Origin of the sequence: Enterobacter chengduensis, assembly GCF_001984825.2 — a bacterium.
GTDB lineage: Bacteria > Pseudomonadota > Gammaproteobacteria > Enterobacterales > Enterobacteriaceae > Enterobacter > Enterobacter chengduensis.
This window is the reverse complement of the sequence record NZ_CP043318.1, coordinates 1442650-1459797: the sequence shown is the minus strand read 5'-3', so window position 1 is coordinate 1459797 and position 17148 is coordinate 1442650. Positions and strand designations below refer to the sequence as shown.

Below are 17148 nucleotides of genomic sequence, written 5' to 3'. Positions count from 1 at the left end.
ACAGTTTACCCGTCTGTTGACGGGTAACTGAAGTGACTTTAAACATACAAGGGCATCAGGCCGCTCGGGCTTCAACGCTCCAGTCCCTTCACATACCCCACCAGCTGATCCAGCACAATCCCCCACCCTTCGTGGAAGCCCATCTGCTCATGCTGCTCGCGGATTTCCTTCGTTGGGTGACGCGCTATCGCCGTGTAGCGGGTCTTGCCCTCGCCCACATCTTCCAGCAGCAGGATCGCCGTCATAAACGGCTTCTCGGCCGGTTTCCAGCCTTCGGTATAGCCGTCGGTAAAGACCAGCTTTTTCCCCGGGTCGATTTCCAGGAAGACGCCCCGGTTATCCATCCGCTGCCCGTCCACCTCAAACACGGTGTTGAACCGCCCGCCCACGCGCAGATCGAGCTCGCATTCGGTCACCTTATGGGGAGCAGGAATGAAGAAGTTTTTGATGTGCTCTGGCGTGGTCCAGCAGAGCCACAGCATGTCGCGCGGTGCATCCACCACGCGCTCCAGCTTTAAGTCAGTTTCAGGATCGAGCGTCACGATGATGTCCTCTAAAGGGAAACCCTTAAAGGATAGCCCGGCTCAGGCAAATTTCCCTTCCGCGACCTCTTGCGGCGTGACCACGCCCGTATCCAGCACCCAGCCGCTAATCAGCGAGGCTGGCGTAACGTCAAATGCCGGATTGTAGACCTGCGCGTCTACTGGCGCCCACTGCACCGCGCCAAAGCTCCCCGCGACGCCCGTCACCTCGCTGGCGGCGCGTTGCTCAATCGGTATCGCGTCACCGTTCGGGCAGTTCGGGTCGAGTGTCGTTTGCGGCGCGGCAACGTAGAACGGAATGCCGTGGAATTTCGCCAGCACCGCCAGAGAATAGGTCCCAATCTTGTTCGCCACGTCGCCGTTGGCGGCAATACGATCTGCGCCTACCCACACGGCGTCTACCTGCCCTTTCGCCATCAGGCTGGCGGCCATGGAGTCGGTAATAAGCCGATACGGCACCCCCAGCTCGCCGAGCTCCCACGCCGTCAGCCTGCCGCCCTGTAAGAGCGGACGGGTTTCATCCACCCAGACGTTGCTCACGTTGCCTTCCTGATGCGCCCGGGCAATCACGCCTAGCGCGGTGCCGACACCCGCCGTTGCCAGGCCGCCGGTGTTGCAGTGGGTCAGCAGCCGGCTGCCGGGCTTCACCAGCGCGCTGCCCGCTTTCGCAATCGCGTCACAGAGTCGTTTGTCTTCGTCAATCAGGCGCAGCGCCTCCGCCACCAGCGCCGAAACGAAATCTTCCTGCCAGAGCGCCAGCTTCATGCGGTCGAGGTTGTTCATCAGGTTCACCGCCGTCGGGCGAGACGCGCGCAGGGCTTCCAGCGCCGCCGCCAGCTCGTCGCGGCTTTTGCCGTTTTCCGCCAGCAGGGCCAGCAGCAGGCTTGCAGAGAGACCAATCAGCGGCGCGCCGCGCACCCGCAGAGCATGGATATGCCCCACCAGCGCCTCCACCGTCGAGGCCTCCAGCCAGCGTTTCTCCTGCGGAAGCGCCTGCTGGTCGAGAATAAAGAGCTGATTATCCGCCACCCGCAGGCTGGTCGTCTGTAATGTCTGCATGTCGTTAATTCCCTGTTGCGTTGTTGTAGCACATTGTGTCAGGATGAAATCCAGATGTATAGACGTCTACATGTCTTTATTAGCAATCTCGTGAGGAGCAGGCCATGTCGCAATACCGTACCTTTACCGCTCAGGACGCCGTGGAGTATGCCAGGCAGTTTGGCGGCCTTGACGATCCGTTAACGCTGGTAGAGGCGCAGGAAGTAGGCGACGGCAACCTCAATCTGGTGTTCAAAATCTTCGACAGCGCGGGCGTGAGCCGCATCATCGTCAAGCAGGCGCTGCCCTACGTGCGCTGCGTCGGCGAGTCGTGGCCGCTGACGCTGGACCGCGCCCGTCTGGAGGCGCAAACCCTGGTCGAACACTACCGGCACAGCCCGCAGCACACCGTGAAAATCCACCACTTCGACCCGGAGCTGGCGGTGATGGTGATGGAAGATCTCTCCAGCCATCGCATCTGGCGCGGCGAGCTGATTAAAAACATTTATTACCCGCAGGCGGCGCGTCAGCTGGGTGAATACCTCGCGCACGCGCTGTTCCACACCAGCGACTTTTACCTGCACCCGCACGAGAAGAAAGCGCAGGTGGCGAAATTCATCAACCCGGAGATGTGCGAGATCACCGAAGATCTGTTCTTCAACGATCCGTATCAGATCCACGAACGCAACAGCTACCCGGCCGAGCTGGAAAGTGACGTCGCCGCCCTGCGCGATGACGCCCAGCTTAAGGTTGCCGTGGCCTCCCTGAAGCACCGCTTCTTCTCGCACGCCGAGGCGCTGCTGCACGGTGATATCCACAGCGGGTCGATTTTTGTGGCGGACGGCAGCCTGAAGGCCATCGACGCCGAGTTCGGCTATTTCGGGCCGATTGGCTTTGACGTCGGCACCGCTATCGGCAACCTGCTGCTCAACTTCTGCGGCCTGCCGGGGCATCTGGGCATTCGCGATGCCGCCGCCGCGCGCGAGCAGCGCCTGACCGATATTCAGGCGCTGTGGAACACCTTCGCGGAGCGCTTCCAGGCGCTGGCAAACGAGAAAGCGCGCGACGCCGCGCTCGGCGCGCCGGGCTACGCCTCCGCGTTCCTGAAAAAGGTCTGGCATGACGCCATTGGCTTCTGCGGCACCGAGCTCATTCGCCGCAGCGTCGGGCTTTCCCACGTGGCGGATATTGACACCATCCAGGATGACGCCATGCGCCACGAATGCCTGCGCCACGCGATTACGCTCGGCAAGGCACTGATTGTCATTGCCGAGCGCATCGACAGCGCCGAAGATCTGGTGGCACGCGTGCGGCAGTACAGCTGATTACATTTGGTTTTCTCCCTCTCCCTGTGGGTGTACGGTCCGGGGACATGGTAGACAGGTGTTCGGGGACATGGTGAACACTTTTTAACATCCTTTACCCATGGTGATCGACTTTTTCTTCAGGTCGATCACCCCCACTTTCGTGCTGTACCACCACACTTCATAGCAGCCATCCTCCTGCGTCTCCTTCAGCCCCACCCGTTCTCCCCTGAACGCCTTTCCTGCATTCAGACTGGCTCCCTGTAAGCTCAGCTTCCCGCTGATATCCACTTTCCTGACCAGCACACCTTCATCGTATTCCGGGGGCGTCACGCTGCTGCTGTACTGCCGCGCAGACGGCTGATAGCGTGAGGCCGGGACCGCCATATCCAGCGCCTCGTGCGGGCGTTCAAGGTTATAGACCGTCCGCCAGTGGTCAAAGGCACGCTGCAGCTCGCCGCTGTCCGCGAACCATTTCCCCTGCAGCACTTCCGCCTTCAGGCTGCGGTGAAAACGCTCCAGCTTGCCCTGCGTCTGCGGATGATATGGCCGGGAGTGACCCACCTTAATACCCAGACGCATCAGCCACAGCTCCAGCGCCGTCCAGATGCCGGTTGTGTCGCCCCACGGTGAGCCGTTATCCATCGTCATCCGGTCCGGCAGGCCGTAGCGTTCAAAGACGCTGACCAGCTGTTGCTGCACGGTCTCACGCCGTTCATCGGTACAGTGTGTGAGGCACAGGGAAAAACGGGAGTGGTCGTCGAGCAGGGTGAGCGGATGGCAGCGGCCGCCGCCAAAGGGGAAGTGCCCCTTAAAATCCATCTGCCAGAGCCGGTTCGGGGCGTCATGTTCGAACCGTCCGGTGGCCGGAATACCCGGAGCCGTGCCGGGCAGCAGGCCGTGACGGGCCATCAGGTTATGGACAGTGCTGAAGGCAGGCATACGGTGTCCCTGGTCTTCCAGCCAGCGCTTAATCTTGCGGGCGCCCCAGCGTTCATGACGGTCATGGGCCATGCGCAGCAGGGCGGTGACGTCGTCAGACGAGCGGTTGGGGGAATGATGCGGCGTGCGGGGGCGGTCCTGCAGGCCGGGTTCGCCCTCGACAGCCCAGCGCTGAAGCCACTTGTAGCCGGTAGCAGGTGAAATGCCGTAGCGGCGGCAGAGGGAACGGATGTTCGCCCCGTCCTGCGAGGCGAACAAAACAAACTCGGTACGTAATGACATGGTATCTCTCGCATCCCACGGCATAAGCGACTCCATAAACGGGTTCTTATGCCTTAGTTGTAAGTGTCTACCATGTCCCCGAACAAGTGTTCACTATGTCCCCGGACTGTACAGTGGGAGAGGGCCGGGGTGAAGGCACCAAACCGCACTTACCCCAAATACTCAATCACCGACAGCCCGCCGTTATAATCCGTGCTGTAAATAATTCCCTGCGCATCCACAAACACGTCGCAGGACTGGATCACCTGCGGGCGGTTTGGCCGCGTATCCATCATCCTCTCCGGCGCGGCTGGCACCAGCGCGCCGGTCTCCACCGGGCGATACGGATTGGAAATATCATACGCACGCACGCCCGCGTTCTGGTACGTCGCAAAAATCAGCGTTGAGCTGACAAAGCTCCCCGGCCGGTTCTCGTGCAGGTTGTGCGGGCCGAAATGCGCCCCTTTCGCCACGTAGTCGGTTTCATCCGGCTGCGGGAAAGTCGAGATGCTGACCGGGTTCGACGGCTCGCGGATATCAAACAGCCAGATCAGCTTCTCCCCGTCCTCCTGGTTGTCGAGCACCGCTTCGTCCAGCACCACCAGCAGTTCGCGGTCCGGCAGCGGCAGCGCGGTGTGCGTGCCGCCGCCAAACGGCGGACTCCAGTTACGGTGGCTAATGAGCTTAGGCTGGGTACGATCCTTCACGTCCAGCAGCGTCAGGCCGCCGTCGCGCCAGCTGCCGTAGGCGGTATCCCCCGCGATAATCGCGTGATGGAGCGCGTAGCGTTTGCCTTCCGGCCAGTTCGGCTTTTCGCCTTCGGCCTGATTCATCCCCGGCAGCCACCAGCGCCCCGCCACTTCAGGCTTGCGCGGGTCGGCAAGGTCGATGGTCAGGAAGATGTAGTCGGTAAAGCCGTCGATGAGCGCCGAGACGTACGCCCAGCGCCCGCCGACGTACCAGATGCGGTGGATCCCGATACCGTTCAGCGACAGAAAGCCGATTTCGCGCGGCCTGTCCGGGGTGGAGATATCGAAGACGCGCAGCCCGGCGCTCCAGCCTTTGTCCTGCACGTCGCTGACGGTCTCCCCCACCTGACGGGTGTAGTAAACCTTCTCATCGGCAAAGCGGGCATCGGCAAACAGATCCCGGGCGTTGATGACCAGCAGCAGGTCGTCATGCGCCTGGAGGTGCACGTTCCAGGTGCCGGGCGGCGCGGGCACGTAGCCCGCCGCTTTCGGTTTTTTCGGGTCGCGCACGTCGACAATCGAAAAGCCCTGCGACACCATATGGCCGATATAGGCGAAACCGCGATGGACCATAAGCTGCACGCCGTCCGGACGACCGCCCTGGTCGCTATGGCCAATCAGCCGCATGTTGCGGCTGTATTCGGGTTGAGGTAATGCAGACATGTATAAGTCCTTTCGCCGGATGGCGGCTGCGCCTTATCCGGCCTACAACACCGTAGGCCCGGTAAGCGAAGCGCCACCGGGCATTATTTTGACCTGGCTTCCAGCGTCGCAAACCACGGCGCGATAAAGTCTTCCGTCTGGCCCCAGCCCGGAATGATTTTCCCCAGCGACGCCACGTTCACCGGGCCCGGCTGGGCGGCCAGCAGCGCCTGGGGAATCGCGGCCGCTTTGAAATCGTAGGTCGCAGGCGTGGCTTCTCCGGCAATCTTATTGGCCACCAGACGCACGTTGGTCGCGCCAATCAGCTTCGGATCCACCGCCACGCTCACCTTCCACGGGCTGCCCGGCTCGCGCATCAGCTGCAGATCCTGATTAGAGATGTCGATGCTGTAGAGCTTGATCTCGGTGCGGCCATTCTCTTTCAGCGCCTTATACGCGCCCTGGCTGAAGGCGTCCCAGGTGCCCCAGATGGCGTCGATTTTGCCTTTCGGGTATTTCGCCAGGATCGCGCCCACCTTGTTGGCGGTGTCGCCCTGCACGTCAGAGGAGACCGCGCCGATTGACTCCAGCTCTTTGATGTCCGGATACTGATTTTGCAGCGCTTTGTACGCCGCCTGACGACGCTCCATCGGCGGGAACCCCGCTACCCACAGCTTGACGATATTGGCCTTGCCGTTGAAATCTTTCGCCAGCTGGCCGAAGGAGAGGTTCGTCAGGGAGGCATCGTCCTGCTGGGTGACGGTCACGCCCGGGATCTCGCCGCTCACGGCGGTATCAAACACGGCGACCTTAATCCCGGCATCCACCGCCTTCTTCACCAGCGCGGTGGAGTACGGATCGCGGCCCTGAGAAAGGATAATCCCGTCGTACTTCTGGCTGATGGCTTGGTTCACGAAGTCCTGGAATTTGGCGTCGTCCCCGTTGCTTAAAAAGGTGCTGACCTTAAAGCCAAGCTTCTTACCTTCCTGAATGGCCCCGGCAATAAACTGCGTGGTGTTGTCGTCTGAGCCGAGGTTGCGGATCACCGCGATGCGAATTGGGCCGTCATGGTTGGCAATGGCCGCCGGAAGCGGCGCGGGCGTGGCCGCGAAGCCAGGCAGAGCGGTGAATAACCCAAGTGCCACCAAAGAGAGAGCAATCTTATTCATTTTTTTATCCCGTTGTGTTGTCAGCGTTTTTGTATGTAGGTAATCGCCAGCGCTACCGCGAGCACCAGCCCTTTTATAATGTCCATGGCGTAATACGGCACGGAGAGCATCACCAGCCCGTTCGACAGCACGCCGAGAATCACCGCCCCGACCAGGGTGCCCAGCGCGTTCGGCTTGCCGGATCCGGCCAGCGAGAAGCCGATCCACGCCGCCGCCACCGCGTCCATCAGGTAGCCGCCGCCCGCGTTCACCTGCGACGAACCGATACGCGAGGCCAGCAGAATGCCGCCCAGCCCCGCCAGCAGGGAGGCGATCACGTAGGCCGCCACCTTGTAGCGCGTGGTGCGTATGCCGGAGAGACGCGCGGCCTCGGGGTTACCGCCAATGGCGTACATGCGGCGTCCGTGAGTGGTCAAAGAGAGCCCCAGCTGCGCCAGCACGGTCACCACCAGCATCACGATTACGATGGTCGGCACCTGCCCCAGCAGGCTGAACGCCGCCGGAATCGTCCCTTCCGCCATGTCGCCGCTCGGCAGCACCATGTTCTCGGTAATCGACCCGCCGTAGCTGTAGGTCATCGCCACGCCCTGGATCACAAACAGGCTGGCCAGCGTCGCGAGCATGTCCGGAATGCGCAGGATGACGATCAGGAAGGCGTTAAACAGCCCCACCAGCGTGCAGAGCGCGAGGGTAATCAGAATCGACTCGGTGGTGCCGAAGCCGTGCCAGACGAAAAGTGAAATCACCAGCGCGTTCGCCAGCGAGGCGGTCGATCCCACGGAGAGATCGAACCCGCCGACGGTCAGCGAAATCGATACGCCAATGGCTATCACCGTCACGATGGCAATCGAGCGCAAAATGTTGATGATGTTGTTCGGATCGAGGAAGCTGTCCGACGCCAGGCCAAAGACGGCCACCAGCGCGACGACGGTCAACAGCATGCCCCACCTGTAGAGAAAATCGAAAATCTGCTGACGGCCCGACGCCGCCGCGTTTACTGAAAGGGCCTTGCTCACGACGCCGTTCCTCCGGTTGAATAATAAAGTAGTGTCTCTTCACGGGCCTCGGCCCCGGCGATTTCCGCCACGATGCGGCCGTCCCACAGCACGCAGATGCGGTCGCACAATCCCACCAGTTCAGCAAATTCGCCCGAGGCGTAAATCACCCCTTTGCCCTCGCGCGCCAGGCCGTCAATCAGCTGGAACAGTTCGGTTTTGGCCTTAACGTCGACGCCCTTGGTCGGCTCGTCGAAAATCAGCACGCTGGCCTCATTGCGCAGCCACTTGCCGATGGCGACCTTCTGCTGGTTGCCGCCGGACAGACGCCGCAGCACCTGCCCCGGCCCACGCGCGCGCACGCCGACGCGAGCAATCACCTCTTCCGCCCAGCGCCACGCCTGACGATGGCCGAAAAGGCTCCAGCGCGAAAAGCTGTTATCCGCCGTCACGGCGAGGTTCATGCTCACCGGCTCGTCGATAAAAATGCCCTCTTTTCGCCGCTCCTCCGGCACCAGCGCCAGACCGCGCTGCACCGAGTCGGCCGGGTCGCGCGGTTGCCAGGGCTGTTGATTCAACTCACCGCGCGCCACGCGGCTTTTGCTGGCGCCAAACAGCGCCTTGCAGAGTTCGGTTTTCCCCGCCCCCGCCAGCCCGGCAACGCCGAGGATTTCACCCTTGCGCAGGTGCAGGGAGATATCCTTCAGCAGCGCGTCGTCGTGCAGCCCCTCCACCCGCAGCAGCGTCTCTTCGCTATGCGGCGGCCGCGCGGGCGGATAGATATCGCTCAGCACGTGGCCGAGCATCTTCTCGACGATCGCTTCGCCGCTGAGATCGGCCATTGGGCCGGACTCGATCAGCTTGCCGTCGCGCAGCACCGTCAGGGTGTCGCAGATGGCCTTCAGCTCGTGAATGCGGTGGGAGATAAACACCACGCCGATGCCCTGCTGCTTTAAGCGTCTTACGACCGCAAACAGGCGCTCGCTCTCGTGCGCGTCCAGCGGCGCGGTGGGCTCATCAAGAATCAAAAAACGGCAGTGGTGTGACAGCGCCCGCGCCAGCAAAATCTGCTGCTTTTCGGCAAGCGTGCAGCCGTCGATGGAGCGGCGCACGTCCAGAGCGACATCCAGCTGGGCCAGCGCCCGTCTCGCCTGCTGGCGGATCGCGCGCCAGCTGAAGCGGTGCCCCGGCTGCGCCAGCTGGTCGAGCATGATGTTCTCGGCGATGCTTAACCCCGGGATCAGCGCCACGTCCACCTCCTGCTGCACCAGGTGGATCCCCAGCCGTTTGGCGTCAAGCGGTTCACGGATCGTCACGGGCTGGTTGTTAATGCTGATCTCACCCTCATAGTGGTCGTGCGTGCCGCACAGCACCGCCATCAGCGTCGATTTCCCCGCGCCGTTGGCGCCGGTCAGCGCGTGTACCGATCCGCCGGCTAAGGTAAAATTGACGCGCGACAGCGCCTGAAAGCCGGAAAAGGCCAGGCTGATACCGCGCATCTCAAGGCGACTGGAAACCATCCGCGTAAATCCTTCATTACTCTTCTGATTTATCGAATTTTTCACAGCTCCGGTTGACTGACAACGACGGAAAAGGCATAAGTTAAAGCGAAATATTATTAGCCATCCGGATGTCCAGACATAACATCGGGTTAGCGCAGCCTAAAAAGGACAACACCATGAGCAACACCGATATCCGCGTCGTGCCCGGCCCGGCGAACTACTTCTCCCATTCCGGAAGCCTTGCGCATCTGAATGACTTCTTTACCCCGGAACAGCTGTCCCGGGCGGTGTGGATCTACGGCGAACGCGCCATCGACGCCGCGCGACCTTACCTGCCGGAGAGCTTTAACGCGCCGGGGGCGAAACGCCTGCTGTTTAAGGGCCACTGCAGCGAGCGCGACGTCAGCCATCTGGTGAATGAATCCGGCGGCGACGCCAGCGTGGTGATTGGCGTCGGCGGCGGCGCGGTGATGGATACCGTCAAGGCCGTGGCGCGCCGCTTAGGGGTGCCGTTCGTGGGCATCCCCACCATTGCCGCCACCTGCGCGGCGTGGACTCCGCTCTCCGTCTGGTACAACGATGAAGGCCAGGCGCTGCAGTTTGAGATCTTCGACGACGCCAACTTCCTGGTGCTGGTGGAGCCGCAGATCGTCCTTAACGCCCCGGCGGAATATCTGCTGGCGGGCATCGGCGATACGCTGGCGAAGTGGTACGAAGCGGTAGTGCTTGCTCCGCAGCCCGAAAACCTGCCGCTGACCGTGCGGCTGGGCATCAACGGCGCGCTGGCGATCCGCGACGTGCTGCTTGAGCGCAGCGAGGAGGCGCTGGCCGACCAGCAGCGCGGCGAGCTGACGCAGGCGTTCCGGGACGTGGTGGACGCGATTATCGCCGGCGGCGGGATGGTCGGCGGTATGGGCGAGCGCTATACCCGCGTGGCGGCGGCGCATGCGGTGCACAACGGTTTAACCGTGCTGCCGCAGACGGAAAAATACCTGCACGGCACCAAGGTGGCCTACGGCATTCTGGTGCAGAGCGCCCTGCTCGGCCAGGACGACGTGCTGGCGCAGCTGGTGGCGGCGTACCGGCGCTTTAACCTGCCGACCACGCTTCGCGAGCTGGACGTCGACATTAACAGCCGTGACGAGCTGGATAAGGTGATTGCCCACACCCTGCGCCCGGTGGAGTCGATTCACTATTTACCCGTTGCGTTAACGCCTGAGGTTCTGCGCGCCGCGTTTGAGAAAGTGGAATCCTTCAGCCGTTAATCGCCTGACCGTCTATACCTAATGATGATTCTTACCACTCTCGTCACGAGGTCATCATGCAGATCGATTTAACAGGTAAAAAGGCGCTTGTTACCGGCGCCAGCCGCGGGTTGGGTCGGGCTATCGCGCTGTCGCTGGCGCGCGCCGGTGCGGATGTGATTATTACGTATGAAAAATCTGCCGATAAAGCCCAGGCGGTCGCCGATGAGATAAAGGCGCTGGGACGCCACGGCGAAGCCGTGCAGGCCGACAGCGCCAGCGCGCAGGCGATACAGGATGCCGTCACCCATGCGGCGCGTTCCCTTGGCGGGCTGGACATTCTGGTCAATAACGCCGGGATCGCGCGCGGCGGCCCGCTGGAGTCCATGACCCTGGCGGACATCGACGCCCTGATCAACGTCAACATCCGCGGCGTGGTGATCGCCATTCAGGAAGCGCTGGTGCATATGTCCGACGGCGGGCGCATTATCAACATCGGGAGCTGTCTGGCGAACCGCGTGGCGCAGCCGGGCATTGCCGTTTATTCGATGACCAAGTCTGCCCTGAACTCCCTTACCCGCGGGCTGGCGCGCGATCTGGGGCCGCGCGGCATTACCGTCAACCTGGTGCATCCCGGTCCGACCAACAGCGATATGAACCCGGAAGACGGGGAACAGGCTGACTCTCAGCGTCAGCTTATTGCTTTGGGCCATTACGGTCAGCCGGAAGACGTCGCGGCGGCGGTCACGTTTCTTGCCAGCCCGGCCGCCGGGCAGATCTCCGGTACCGGTCTGGACGTGGACGGCGGCCTGAACGCCTGATCGCAATTTTCCTGCAAGCCTCTGTCGACCGGCAGAGGCCTTTTCGAGCCGCCTCGGCGGTTCGCATTTTGCCGCTTTCTCGCGTTTTTTCTCCGCTCTACAGTACCCCATTAGAAATTCGGAATTTATCTAATAGTCTTATTATTTCCTTATATTTTGTGTGGGCGTACAGTGGAGGTACGGATGAAGATTGTCTGGTCCAATGGTGCAAAGAAAGCGTTTTCAAAGATTGACGAGCGGTATCAGCGACGCATTGAGGTAAAGCTTACTGAGCTGGATGACCGTTCAGCTCCCCGGCCCGATATCAAAAAAATATCGGCGACAGAAGATCATTTCCGGCTACGCGTTGGCGATTACCGCATCGTCTATACGCTTCGGGACGAGCCCGATAACCATTGTTATGTTTTGGCCGTCAAGCGCAGAACGTCAACGACTTACCTGCATGAGGAGAGTGCAACCTATGGCTGTACAGCTAATCAAGGACGATAACGGGAAAACGCAGTACGCCGTTATTCCCTATCACGAATATTTTCGTATGCTCTTACAGATGTCAGAAATTGACGACGAAACCGATGACGATCTAGAGGATATCGAGGTCGAACACGATAGTCTGGATGACGTGGAATTGCCCGGAGAGGTGTGCAGCATCATGACCTGGCAGAACGTCAGCCTGCAGGCCGCGTGGCGTATCCTGCGCGGCATGTCCCAGCAGGAGGTGGCGGAGAAACTTGGCATCACCCAGTCCGCCGTGTCGCAGCTGGAAGCAGTGGACTCCCGTCCGCAAAAGCGCACCCGCGAAAAGCTGGCGGCGCTTTACGGCTGTAAGCAGGAGCAGATCAGCCTCTATTTACCGAAAGAGGGTTAACAGCACTTCGCCCCGCCCTTGCCGCCGTAGCGGGCGTCCTGACGATCGCGGAAAAATGCTTCGTAGGTCATGGGCGTCTGGTCCGGATGGTTGACGCGCATATGCTCGACGTAGTTGTCGTAATCCGGCACGCCAATCATCATTTTGGCGGCCTGGCCCAGGTACTTACCTGCTTTAGAGAGGGTGTCGAACATAGGTCATTTCTCGTTTGTTTCCCCCTCACCCTAGCCCTCTCCTCTTTTGGGAGAGGGAACTTACAACACCCTCTCCCCTTTGGGGAGAGGGCCGGGGTGAGGGGTATGTCTGATTAAATTAATGCGCCCCTTTCGCCTGGGTGACAATCTCTTCCAGGTTTTCAGGCATTGGCTCATACGGTGTCTCTTTCGCCGTTGGCTTATCCACTTTCAATGCTGCCAGCGCGGTTTTAAGAGAATACAACGCCAGCACCACGACCACCACCATAAAGAAGATGGTCAGCCCGGCATCCAGACGGTTGTTAAACACCAGTTGAGACAGCTGGGACTCGGTGTACTGCGCCGGGATCTTGCCGCTGTCGATCATCGCCTGGAACTTATTGGCAATCGCCAGGAAGCCCACCTTGTTGTCCGGGCTGAAGGCTTTCTGCCAGCCCGCCGTCAGGGTACAGATCAGCAGCCATGCGGTAGGCAACAGCGCCACCCACGCATAGCGCTGGCGCTTCATTTTGAACAGCACCACCGCGCAGAGCATCAGCGCCATACCCGCCAGCATCTGGTTGGCAATACCGAACAGCGGCCACAGGGTGTTAATGCCGCCCAGCGGATCCACCACGCCCTGGTGCAGGAAATAGCCCCACGCCAGCACGCACAGCGCCGTCGCCAGCAGGTTAGCCGGGAGCGAATCGGTGCGCTTCAGGTTCGGGGAGATGACCCCCAGCAGGTCCTGCAGCATAAAGCGCGCCGCGCGGGTTCCCGCATCCACCGCCGTCAGGATAAACAGCGCCTCAAACAGGATGGCGAAGTGATACCAGAACGACACGTCCATCAGCCCGCCCAGCGCGCCGTGGAGAATATAGGCCATGCCCACCGCCAGCGTCGGTGCCCCGCCCGCGCGGGAGATAATGGACTGCTCGCCCACCTCATTAGCGATATGCGTTAGCGTTTCAGGGGTAATGGCAAAGCCCCAGCCGCTCACCACCTGCGCGGCGGATGCCACCACGTCAACGGTGCCCGCCGGGGCCAGTACCGCCATCGGGCTGTTCATCGCAAAGTAGACGCCCGGGTCGATAATACAGGCGGAGACCAGCGCCATAATGGCGACAAAGGACTCCATCAGCATGCCGCCGTAGCCTATCAGGCAGGCCTGATTCTCATTCGCCAGCATCTTCGGCGTGGTGCCGGAGGCAATCAGCGCGTGGAAGCCCGACACCGCCCCGCAGGCGATGGTGATAAACAGGAACGGGAACAGGTTGCCGGTCCAGACCGGACCGGTGCCGTCGATAAATTTGGTCAGCGCCGGCATGGTCAGGGTCGGACGCATAACCAGAATACCAATCGCCAGACCGACGATGGTGCCGATTTTCAGGAAGGTGGAAAGGTAATCACGCGGGGCCAGCAGCAGCCACACCGGCAGCACCGCCGCCACGAACCCGTAGCCCACCAGCATCCAGGTCAGCTGTACGCCGGTAAAGTCGAAGAACGGCGCCCAGGTCGGGCTTTCCGCCACCCAGCCGCCGGAGATAATGGCGAACACCAGGAATACCAGGCCAATCACCGACACTTCACCAATGCGGCCCGGACGCAGATAGCGAATGTAGATCCCCATAAACAGCGCCAGCGGGATGGTAAAGGCAACGGTATACGTTCCCCACGGGCTGTGGGTCAGCGCTTTCACCACGATCATCGCCAGCACGGCGAGGATGATCACCATGATCATAAAGGTCGCCACCAGCGCAATCACCCCGGCGGTGGCCCCCATCTCCTCTTTCACCAGCTCCCCCAGCGAACGCCCGTCGCGACGGGTGGAGACGAACAGCACCATAAAGTCCTGCACCGCACCCGCCAGCACCACGCCCGCAAGGATCCAGATCATCCCCGGCAGGTAGCCCATCTGCGCCGCCAGCACCGGTCCCACCAGCGGGCCCGCCCCGGCAATCGCCGCAAAATGGTGACCGAACAGCACCTTCTTGTCGGTCGGCACATAGTCCAGCCCGTCGTTATGGCGAACGGCAGGCGTCATGCGCGTCGCGTCAACGCCGAGGACGTTCTTCGCGATATAGCGGCCATAAAAACGGTAGGCGATCAGATAAATGCAGACGGAGGCGACAACGATCCAGAGCGCGTTGATCTGTTCCCCCCGGTTGAGGGCGATATAGCCCAGGGCAAAGGCTCCCACAACGGAGAGCCCTGCCCATATAAGGTATTTCCCTGAGTTGTTCATAGTTGTTGTCCGTTGTTGTGAAACAGTGAGATGTTACATTTTGTTTCTAGAACAACCGGCAAAATTTAACAACTTTGAAACGCAATAATGCGTGGTCTAACCAGAGATTTACACCACAGTGTTAAGCCGATCACTTTCGTTCTTCCCCCGCTCCGTTGCCGGTCACATTTTTATCTTTTTCATCCCCTGACGCCGTTACGAAATGATTTACATCATCTTTTTTGGGCAAAACATCGCCAGAATGAGGCTGCGCACCCGCGCATTAACAAGGAAAAGGATATGAAAAGTTCAGAACCTCAGGAGTATAAGGTCGGGCCCGGCGCGTACTTTGCGCTGGCTTTCGCAGCCGTTTTCTTCTCCGGCCTGCTGGGTGGAAAAGAGTGGTACGGCGTGTTTGATTTCACCACCCTCAACGGTGCATTTGGCAAAGTGGTTAGCAAAGCCAGTCTGGACGACGGCACGTTGACCACCGCCACCAGCGCCTTTCGCGGCGCGGGCGGCAGCGGCGCAATGGACGGATTTCTGTTCGCGCTCGGGCTGATTCCCGCGGTCATGTTTGCGCTCGGCACGATCAACGTGCTGGAGCACTACGGCGCACTGCGTGCGGCGCGCAAGCTGTTAACCCCGCTGCTGCGCCCGCTGCTGGGCATCCCCGGCACCGCCGGTCTGGCGCTGATAGGCAGCCTGCAAAGCACCGACGTCGGCGCGTCGCTCACGCGTAACCTCGCCGACGAAGGGCAGATCAGCGAAACGGAAAAAGACGTCTTCGCCATGTTCCAGTTTTCAGCTGGGGCGATGATCACCAACTTTTTCTCTTCCGGGGCGATCCTCTTCACCCTGGTCGCCGTTGACGGCACGGCGGCGGTTCCGGCCTCGATAGGCGGCTGCATCGCCGTGATGTTCATTATGAAAATCGTGGGCGCAAACCTGCTGCGCCTGATCGTGACGTTGACTGGAAAACCCGCCGCCGTGAAGCAAGGAGAAACCGCATGAGTGCGCCACAATCGAATCCCGTTATTACCGATGTCTTCGTGGAGGGCGCGCGCAAGGGCTGGGGCATCGCCACCAGCAGCACCCTGCCCAACGTGGTGATGGCGTTTATCATCATCAAGGCGCTGGAAATTACCGGCGCGCTGAAAGGGCTCGGCATGATCTTCGCGCCGCTGATGGGGCTGTTTGGCCTGCCGGGCGAAGCGGCCGCCGTGCTGATTGGCGGCTGGATGTCGATGGGCGGCGGCATCGGCGTGGCGATTGGCCTTTTTGATAAAGGCATTCTGACCGGGGAGCACTTAGCCATTCTCGCCCCGGCGATCTACCTGATGGGCTCGCAGGTGCAATACCTGGGCCGCATACTCGGCGTGATCGGCACCCGCGCCAAACGCATTCCGCTGATGATCGCCCTCTCGGTGATCAACGCCTTCTTAGCCATGCTGCTGATGCGCATCATTCTCTGAACAGGACGTAACCATGAATCTTGACCACTATATTGAAGAGCTAAAAACCCTGGTAAACGTGGACTGCGGCACCCAGACGATCGCGGGCGTGGCCACCGTCGCGGGCATTATGCAGGCGCTCTGGCAGCGCGAGGGCTGGCACGCAGAGCAGGTTGATTTGGGCGATAAGGTTGGCCCCGGCGTGTTCGTGAGCAACAGGCCGCTGGCCGAGCAGTTCGACGTGCTGCTGGTTGGTCATCTTGATACCGTATTTGCCCCTGGGACGGTGGCCGAGCGTCCGATGAGCGGGGACGATACCCGCCTGTACGGCCCCGGCGTCTCGGATATGAAGAGCGGACTTCTGAATATTTTGTGGGCGATGCGCGGGCTCGACGCCGCGGACAAAGATCGTCTCGCGATTGCGGTCGCGATGAACCCGGACGAAGAGACCGGATCGGTCCACTCCCACGCGTGGATCGGCGAGCTGGCCAGGCGCTCGCGCCGCGTGCTGGTGTGCGAAGCGGCGCGCGCCGACGGCTCGCTGGTGAAGGCGCGCAAGGGCATGGCGGGCTACCACCTCACCTTCAGCGGCGTGGCGGCGCACGCGGGCAACGACCCGGAAAAAGGCCGATCGGCGATTACCGCACTGGCCAACAGCATTGCCGCGATTAACGCGCTCACCGACTGGGATCGCGGTACCACGCTCAACATCGGGGTGATTCACGGCGGCAGCGCGGCCAACGTGGTGGCGGACAGCGCCGTGGCCGAACTCGACGTGCGCTTCTGGGAAAACGACGAGTATGACCGGGTGAATCAGGCGCTGGACGCGCTGTGCAGAAAAGGCTTTTTAGAGGGCGTCACCACATCGCTGACGCGCGTCAACCACAAGCCGGCAATGGCGGCGAGTGAAGCCACGCAGCAGCTGATGCAGCTCGTCGAAAAAGCGGGTAACGAAGAGGGGATCGCCATCACCTGGCAGGCGGTCGGCGGCGGGAGCGATGCAAACCACACCGCCGCGCTCGGCATTCCTACCCTCGACGGCTTAGGGCCGATAGGCGCGGGCTTCCACAGCCCGGCGGAGTGGCTGGATAAAGCATCCATTGAACCGAGGATCCGGTTGCTGAAGCGGGTTGTGTCGATGCTGTAAACACCGCCCGGTGGCGCTTCGCTTACCGGGCCTACATTTGGCGCGTAGGCCGGGTAAGGCGAAGCCGTCACCCGGC

Annotated in this window: 17 protein-coding genes; 8 read left to right on the top strand and 9 right to left on the bottom strand. The window is 61.1% G+C overall.

Annotated elements, in window-relative coordinates:
* Positions 1 to 71 precede the first annotated feature (71 nt).
* Together FY206_RS07195 and mtnA are read right to left on the bottom strand one after the other, a co-directional pair.
* Positions 72 to 542 (bottom strand): SRPBCC family protein, encoded by a 471-nt coding sequence (locus tag FY206_RS07195; protein WP_032638798.1) that lies wholly within the window; start codon positions 540 to 542, stop codon positions 72 to 74.
* Between the two features lie 42 nt (positions 543 to 584).
* Complete coding sequence (gene mtnA / locus FY206_RS07190) at positions 585 to 1601, bottom strand: S-methyl-5-thioribose-1-phosphate isomerase (RefSeq protein ID WP_032638796.1); 1017 nt, start codon at positions 1599 to 1601, stop codon at positions 585 to 587.
* A 104-nt stretch (positions 1602 to 1705) separates the two neighbouring features.
* Between mtnA and mtnK the strand changes: the two genes are divergently transcribed.
* Entirely contained in the window at positions 1706 to 2905 is a 1200-nt protein-coding gene (mtnK, locus tag FY206_RS07185; protein WP_032638794.1) for an S-methyl-5-thioribose kinase, read from the top strand.
* Between the two features lie 84 nt (positions 2906 to 2989).
* Here the strand turns inward: mtnK and FY206_RS07180 are convergent, their stop codons facing one another.
* The 5 genes from FY206_RS07180 to FY206_RS07160 all read right to left on the bottom strand — a co-directional run bounded on the left by FY206_RS07180 (position 2990) and on the right by FY206_RS07160 (position 9162).
* On the bottom strand, positions 2990 to 4132 hold the full coding sequence (locus tag FY206_RS07180) for an IS481 family transposase (RefSeq protein ID WP_032643811.1): 1143 nt from the start codon (positions 4130 to 4132) through the stop codon (positions 2990 to 2992).
* A 125-nt stretch (positions 4133 to 4257) separates the two neighbouring features.
* Positions 4258 to 5499: an LVIVD repeat-containing protein gene (locus tag FY206_RS07175; RefSeq protein ID WP_032638792.1), complete on the bottom strand. Its 1242-nt coding sequence runs from the start codon at positions 5497 to 5499 to the stop codon at positions 4258 to 4260.
* 83 nt (positions 5500 to 5582) lie between these two features.
* Positions 5583 to 6647 carry a sugar ABC transporter substrate-binding protein gene (locus tag FY206_RS07170; RefSeq protein ID WP_032638790.1) on the bottom strand — a complete coding sequence of 355 codons (1065 nt, stop codon included), beginning with the start codon at positions 6645 to 6647 and terminating at the stop codon, positions 5583 to 5585.
* Between the two features lie 20 nt (positions 6648 to 6667).
* Positions 6668 to 7663, bottom strand: coding sequence for an ABC transporter permease (locus tag FY206_RS07165; protein ID WP_032638787.1), 996 nt, complete (start codon positions 7661 to 7663; stop codon positions 6668 to 6670).
* The gene (locus tag FY206_RS07160; RefSeq protein WP_077064583.1) at positions 7660 to 9162 is read right to left on the bottom strand and encodes a sugar ABC transporter ATP-binding protein; all 1503 of its coding nucleotides are present in this window, start codon (positions 9160 to 9162) and stop codon (positions 7660 to 7662) included. Before FY206_RS07160 ends, FY206_RS07165 begins: the two co-directional genes overlap by 4 nt.
* A gap of 158 nt (positions 9163 to 9320) precedes the next feature.
* Here FY206_RS07160 and FY206_RS07155 point away from each other — a divergent pair, with 158 nt between their 5' ends.
* The 4 genes from FY206_RS07155 (at position 9321) to FY206_RS07140 (ending at position 12074) form a co-directional block, all read left to right on the top strand.
* Positions 9321 to 10409 (top strand): oxidoreductase, encoded by a 1089-nt coding sequence (locus FY206_RS07155; RefSeq protein ID WP_077064587.1) that lies wholly within the window; start codon positions 9321 to 9323, stop codon positions 10407 to 10409.
* A gap of 56 nt (positions 10410 to 10465) precedes the next feature.
* Positions 10466 to 11209: an SDR family NAD(P)-dependent oxidoreductase gene (locus FY206_RS07150; protein ID WP_032638782.1), complete on the top strand. Its 744-nt coding sequence runs from the start codon at positions 10466 to 10468 to the stop codon at positions 11207 to 11209.
* 183 nt (positions 11210 to 11392) lie between these two features.
* Positions 11393 to 11698: a type II toxin-antitoxin system RelE family toxin gene (locus FY206_RS07145; RefSeq protein WP_077064584.1), complete on the top strand. Its 306-nt coding sequence runs from the start codon at positions 11393 to 11395 to the stop codon at positions 11696 to 11698.
* Positions 11670 to 12074: a helix-turn-helix domain-containing protein gene (locus FY206_RS07140; protein ID WP_032638778.1), complete on the top strand. Its 405-nt coding sequence runs from the start codon at positions 11670 to 11672 to the stop codon at positions 12072 to 12074. Before FY206_RS07145 ends, FY206_RS07140 begins: the two co-directional genes overlap by 29 nt.
* Here FY206_RS07140 and FY206_RS07135 read toward each other — a convergent pair.
* Positions 12071 to 12268, bottom strand: coding sequence for a YbdD/YjiX family protein (locus FY206_RS07135; protein WP_014169079.1), 198 nt, complete (start codon positions 12266 to 12268; stop codon positions 12071 to 12073). The genes FY206_RS07140 and FY206_RS07135 overlap by 4 nt on opposite strands.
* A 118-nt stretch (positions 12269 to 12386) precedes the next feature.
* Positions 12387 to 14492, bottom strand: coding sequence for a pyruvate/proton symporter CstA (cstA, locus tag FY206_RS07130; RefSeq protein WP_032638775.1), 2106 nt, complete (start codon positions 14490 to 14492; stop codon positions 12387 to 12389).
* Positions 14493 to 14771: 279 nt separating this feature from the next.
* Between cstA and FY206_RS07125 the strand changes: the two genes are divergently transcribed.
* The 3 genes from FY206_RS07125 to FY206_RS07115 are packed head-to-tail and all read left to right on the top strand — an operon-like array spanning position 14772 to position 17072.
* Positions 14772 to 15485 (top strand): nucleoside recognition domain-containing protein, encoded by a 714-nt coding sequence (locus FY206_RS07125; protein ID WP_032638771.1) that lies wholly within the window; start codon positions 14772 to 14774, stop codon positions 15483 to 15485.
* Positions 15482 to 15946 carry a YjiG family protein gene (locus FY206_RS07120; RefSeq protein WP_032638769.1) on the top strand — a complete coding sequence of 155 codons (465 nt, stop codon included), beginning with the start codon at positions 15482 to 15484 and terminating at the stop codon, positions 15944 to 15946. The genes FY206_RS07125 and FY206_RS07120 overlap by 4 nt, the downstream gene beginning before the upstream one ends.
* A 13-nt stretch (positions 15947 to 15959) precedes the next feature.
* Positions 15960 to 17072, top strand: coding sequence for a M20 family metallopeptidase (locus FY206_RS07115; protein WP_077064585.1), 1113 nt, complete (start codon positions 15960 to 15962; stop codon positions 17070 to 17072).
* Positions 17073 to 17148: the final 76 nt, after the last annotated feature.